A 5417-nucleotide genomic window follows, 5' to 3' on the forward strand; every position below is an offset into this window, starting at 1 on the left:
ATCATATGTAACTTATGATTTACTGATTTTAACTATCCTAAAGCCATCAAAATAATACTAAAGAGTTTGCATATGATAAATCTGGAATCATTAGATGGTGATGTTGTCATATGTAGAAACATTTAATTTAAACATCTATGCTAATAAAAGCGTTTTTTGTTCTGATAACAATACTGAGTCAGAGATAACTGACATTGTTCAGACCGTTATTTAAACATTATTTTACTTTAGCTCAATTGTGTCCGTCGTTAGAACCACACTAGCTGAGATTGACGTTCCAAGGTAATAGTTTTTCTGGGTCGGTATTACCGGCTGTTATTTGGTTCATTACATGCATCAAGTAATCATATGGCACGAGGCCGTTGGCTTTAGCGGTCTCAATAATAGAATAAAGCGTCGCACTCGCATTGGCGCCGTTGGCAGTTTGACTGAACAACCAAGCTTTTCTGCCCATCACAAAGGGCTTTATCGCTCTTTCACTTCGATTATTATCGATATCTAGCCTACCATCATCGCAATAACGAATGGCTCTAGCCCACTGGTTTAACGCGTAGTTGAGTGCTTTGCCAAGCAGGCTTTCAGGTAACACATTGGGCGCGGATTTATCCAACCACGTTTTAAATTGATTGAGTAAGGGCACAGACTTTTCTTGTCTGATGCGATAGCGCTCTTTTATAGGTAAGTCTTTGATCAGTTTTTCAATACGATACAGTTTTTGAATGTGATTCAGTGCCCAGTCAGCCTTACCGTTTTTTTTACTGTTTTGACTTTGCGCCTTTTGTGCTTCGGTAAACTTACGTCGTAGATGCGCCATGCACACCACTAATGTGGCAGGTGATTGATGATAACCTGCGTAGCCATCCACTTGTAAATAGCCAGTGTAATGCTTAGTGTCTGCACCTTGTAAAAAGTCTACCGCGCATTTTCCTGCTCGCGTAGGCTGGTAATCATATAAGACAATATTCGGTGTACTGTCGCCTTGCAGATTACCCGCAGGTGAATCTGCCCCACAGCTATACACCCACATGTAGGATTTGATGTTGTCATCCTTGATGACTTTCAGCGGTGTTTCATCGGCTTTAACCACGGCCTGTGTCAGCAATATTTTATGCCAGTATTCGTAAAGTATAGGATGTAACACGTTGGCGATTTTAATCAGCCAATCCGACATGGTTTGACGACATAATTGAATGCCCAATTGCTTAAAAATCACTTCTTGGCGATACAATGGCAAGCCATGTTGATATTTGCTGATAATCAATTGGCTTAACAAGCTCGGGGTCGAATAGCTTTTGGGTAAAATACTCGGTACCGGTGGGGCTTGTTTAAGCGTATTGTGCGTGCCGTTTTGCTCACATCCTCTACAGGCATACTTTAAACGATGATGCTCAACCACTTTAGTGGTGGCTGGCACAAACACCAATTTCTCAGTGACATCTTTGCCCATGCAGTGCAGCTCGCCTTGGCAGCATGCGCACACTTTATCCGCTTCATCAATATCGTGTATCACGACTTCACGGGTAATATGCTCGTCAAAGGTCTGGGTGTTTCGCTTGCGTTTAGGTTTATCTTTGGGCAGCTCACTCTTGTCTTCTTCAAGCTCAAGCTCTGCCATTTCTTCTGCTTCATTAAACAAGTTACCTTGTCCAGGATGGGCTTCGTTTTGACTGGCAAAGAGTTTGTATTTAGCTAAGCGGAACTGCTCTTCTAAAAAGGCTAAACGCGCTTGTTGCAACGCAATTAAGCTATCTTTTTCGGCCACCGTTAAGCCTTGCTCATCATGCTTTCGCTGGAGCCATTCTATCTTTTTATTGGGCTTGTCGGTCTTTGTTTTCATGGCATGTATTTTACCGTAATACACACCTAAGTTGTTGTTTTTACTTAGACTAAATCGTGATCGATATTCCCTACTTATGATCGAATGTTATAAGCCTGCGGACGCATAAAATAGCGGCTGATGGCCGCGAACATCGAAGCCCCCTAACAGGCTATTGAGTTGCTGTTCGCTCAAACTAATTGAGGATTGCGTGCTCTTTGGCCATTTAAATACCTCTTTTTCTAAACGTTTACTCCACATCGCTAAACCGGTGTTGTCCCAGTACAGTATTTTGAGGCGTTTGCGCGTGCGATTGGTGAAGACAAACAGTGCCCCTGACATTAATGGAACATCAAGTTGCTGCTCAACAATGAGCGCTAACCCATTAAATTGCATTCTAAAATCGACGGTTTTGGGATATAAATACACGGCAGTGGGGGTCAACAAACATTCTCATGCAGCCGCCAGTACTTTTAGCAGCTTGGCTACCCACAGCTGGTCACAGACGCTAGAAAAGGATAATTGAGCTTCACGCGTTTGCATGACTATTGAGCTATTATGATTGACCAACTTTGCTTGCACAAATTGGCTAGTCGGTGCAGTGATAGGCATTTTTTTACTTCGCTTCGTTGGTGTTGCCAGACCTAAGGCATGGCGGCGAGAATAGAAGGTTTGTAAATGAATGTTGTGCTGCTGGCAAAAGTCGCGTGTAGTCAGTACTGATTGGGCGTGTTGCTCTACAAGCACTTGCCATTGTTGTTTGGTTCGTCTGGCCATGTTGGGTTTCCTATGTTGAAAACCTCATTATTTATCAATACTAAATATTACGCCATGTGTGGTAGTAACGACGGACACGTTAAACCAACGTAAATTTGCATTTGAAACATTTATCCAACTTGACCGAGAAAGTGCATTTTTTAGTTTTTTACATCCTGCTAATATCCTGATACCAACAGAAAGTTTATCCCAGAACTCGCCAGAATTCCCAACTCAAGATGTACAACGCAACCTATCTATTGACGAAATAGCAAGCCGTAAATGGGCTATTAATGGAGGATTTCGGGGACATTACTTTTTATCTAATGGCGAGTGGCAATTCATGCTTCAACAAGACATAAGCAGTGTACACAAAGGCCATCAGGTTGGAATGGAATACGCTCATAGATGGTTATGGCATAGTTTTCGATTGGGTTTACGTGTAGGCACTGACTGGAAAAGTACCCGTTTGATTGACTATTATTATGGTATTTCACAAAGAGACACCGATTTCACTGAATTGTACTTTAATGGCAAACCTGGATGGCAAACTTATATGTCTATCAATCTACAAAAACCTATTAATGCAAACTGGTCATGGCTGGTAAATGTAGATTATCGGAGGCTACCCAGCTCTCTAATAAGCAGCCCCTTAATAGAACAAAATAATATTCATAGTGCATTCTTAGGTGTAGCGTATCGCTTTTAACAGGCAATGGAATTGAATTGAATTGAATAGAATAGGTGCAGCATATCGTTTTAAACAGACAATGGAATTGAAAATAATTGTATTAGTTGTAGCTGACATTGATCAGACCAAATTGAATAATTTCTATTTATAATATTTCCCACAAGATCGCGCGTTTAGTACAATATCACCTCAACTTTTTAGGGTGAAATCATAATGAAAATCAAACGGTTAGACCACCATGGCATTGTTGCTGGCGTTATCGACGACTTAAACATGGTGCCTTTGTTAGATAAGCATTTGCCGCAAGATGATCTTCAAGAAATTAGCCCGGGCGAGGCGATAAAGGGCATGATAATGAATGGCCTGGGGTTTTGTAATCGCCCTTTGACGCTTAGCCCTCAGTTTTTTGCCAATCTCCCGATGGAGCATCTATTTCGTGAAGGCGTTGAGGCATCTCACTTTAATCGCCATAAACTAGGCCGAACACTGGACCAATGTTATGACTTTGGTTGTGAAAGTCTGTTTTCCTTGGTATCGCATCAGGCCTGCGAAATAGAGGCTGTAGATTGCCAGTTTAAATCCCTTGATACCACAAGTCATTCGTTAACCGGCGAGTATGCGCATGATGAGGAAGGCTGTGACGAGCATGTTATCAGAATTACACACGGTCATAGCAAAGCGCATCGCCCTGATTTAAAACAAGTTGTACAAGAAATGATTGTCAGTCAAGACGGAGGAATACCCTTGGCCGTTAAAAATTGGGATGGTAATAGCGCTGATACAAAAGTGTTTAAAGAGCGCGCTAAGGCGCTGGTCAAGATGGTGAAAACTGCGCCCAAGCCTAACTACTTGGTCGCTGACTGTAAGCTTTACCATAAAGACAATGCTGAGTTCTTATCGCAACTGACGTTTATTACGCTTATCCCGTCCACTATTAAACTAGAAAAAACACTCATTACAGAAGCCTTAGCTGCGCAAGAATGGACGACTATTGATGACAACTACCAGTACACAGTGAATGAAGTAGAGCACATGGATATTAAACAGCGCTGGATAGTCGTCAATTCAAAAGCCGCAGGTGAGCGTGCAACAAAAACGATTAGCAGACAAGCCGACCGCGCCAAGGAAAAATTAGACAAAGAGTTATTTCATTTGCAAGCCCAGCGCTTCACTTGCAAAGAGGACGCACTGAAGTCGTTGGCCGCGCTTAACAAGCGACAAAAGTATCACCAACTGACTGAGCTTAACTGCATAGCGCACAAGGTTTACGAGGGAAAAGGCCGACCTAAAAAAGATGCACCAGTCAAACAAATTGTATGGCAAACGAGCGCGGTGGTTGAGCTAAATGATAAAGCAATTCAACATGCTATTGAACAAAAATCATGCTTTATACTCGCCACAAATGCCGACGAGAAAGCGCTATCACCTGAGAGAATTTTGCATCATTACAAGGCGCAATCGGTGGTGGAAAGAGGGTTTAGATTCCTAAAAGACCCACTGTTTTTTGTGTCATCCTTGTTCATCAAAAAGCCTAGTCGTATCGACGCATTGTTAATGATCATGACCTTATCTTTATTGGTTTACTCAATCGCGCAACGACGCATGCGCGCGAGCATGAAAAAAGCCAATGAGACCATCCCAAACCAGATTAACATACCCTCTGCTACCCCCACACTGCGCTGGGTATTTCAATGCTTCGAGGGTATCAACCTCGTTCAGACTACAGAAATCTATGGTAAAACAAGCATTTACTTAGATGGCTTTAATAAGCTGAGGGAAAAAATCATTCACCTAATTGGTGGTCACTCTCTGCATTTGTACAATATTCAAAAAAATGGCGTGGGGGTCTGATCAATGTCAGTTGTAGGTATTATTTTTTGTAGTGAGGTTTCTGCAAAAACGCCTGCTTGGACTATACAACCCAACATATGTGTTGCTCAAAGAGTGGCAGACGAGTGCCAATTAACTTTTAACATAGAGACACAAAACATGCCTAAAGAGCGACTCTGTATTTTTCTTGACGGCCAACGGTTGACTTGTTCGCAGCAGGCTTATTTCAACAAAAAAATAAGCGTCTCAATTAAGCAAAATACACGTATTGAATTAAAAGATATGGCACATAAAATTCTACTCAGCAAAACATTGTTAATTAAG

At 41.8% G+C, this 5417-nt stretch carries 6 protein-coding genes; 3 read left to right on the top strand and 3 right to left on the bottom strand.

Annotated features, from left to right (window positions below; translation table 11 throughout):
* Positions 1-259 precede the first annotated feature (259 nt).
* The 3 genes from QZ562_RS19110 to QZ562_RS19120 form a co-directional block, all read right to left on the bottom strand.
* Positions 260-1837, bottom strand: coding sequence for an IS66 family transposase (locus tag QZ562_RS19110; protein ID WP_293763803.1), 1578 nt, complete (start codon positions 1835-1837; stop codon positions 260-262).
* An 87-nt stretch (positions 1838-1924) separates the two neighbouring features.
* Positions 1925-2263, bottom strand: coding sequence for an IS66 family insertion sequence element accessory protein TnpB (gene tnpB / locus QZ562_RS19115; protein ID WP_293763805.1), 339 nt, complete (start codon positions 2261-2263; stop codon positions 1925-1927).
* A 6-nt stretch (positions 2264-2269) separates the two neighbouring features.
* Entirely contained in the window at positions 2270-2593 is a 324-nt protein-coding gene (locus QZ562_RS19120; protein WP_293763808.1) for a hypothetical protein, read from the bottom strand.
* A gap of 58 nt (positions 2594-2651) precedes the next feature.
* Between QZ562_RS19120 and QZ562_RS19125 the strand changes: the two genes are divergently transcribed.
* The 3 genes from QZ562_RS19125 to QZ562_RS19135 all read left to right on the top strand — a co-directional run.
* The gene (locus tag QZ562_RS19125; RefSeq protein ID WP_293763811.1) at positions 2652-3281 is read left to right on the top strand and encodes a MipA/OmpV family protein; all 630 of its coding nucleotides are present in this window, start codon (positions 2652-2654) and stop codon (positions 3279-3281) included.
* A 195-nt stretch (positions 3282-3476) separates the two neighbouring features.
* Positions 3477-5114 carry an IS1634 family transposase gene (locus tag QZ562_RS19130; RefSeq protein ID WP_293763814.1) on the top strand — a complete coding sequence of 546 codons (1638 nt, stop codon included), beginning with the start codon at positions 3477-3479 and terminating at the stop codon, positions 5112-5114.
* 3 nt (positions 5115-5117) lie between these two features.
* A partial coding sequence (locus QZ562_RS19135) for a DUF3019 domain-containing protein (RefSeq protein WP_293763816.1) occupies positions 5118-5417 on the top strand: 300 nt, incomplete at its 3' end.

The organism is uncultured Paraglaciecola sp. (genome assembly GCF_913058035.1).
Lineage (GTDB): Bacteria > Pseudomonadota > Gammaproteobacteria > Enterobacterales > Alteromonadaceae > Paraglaciecola.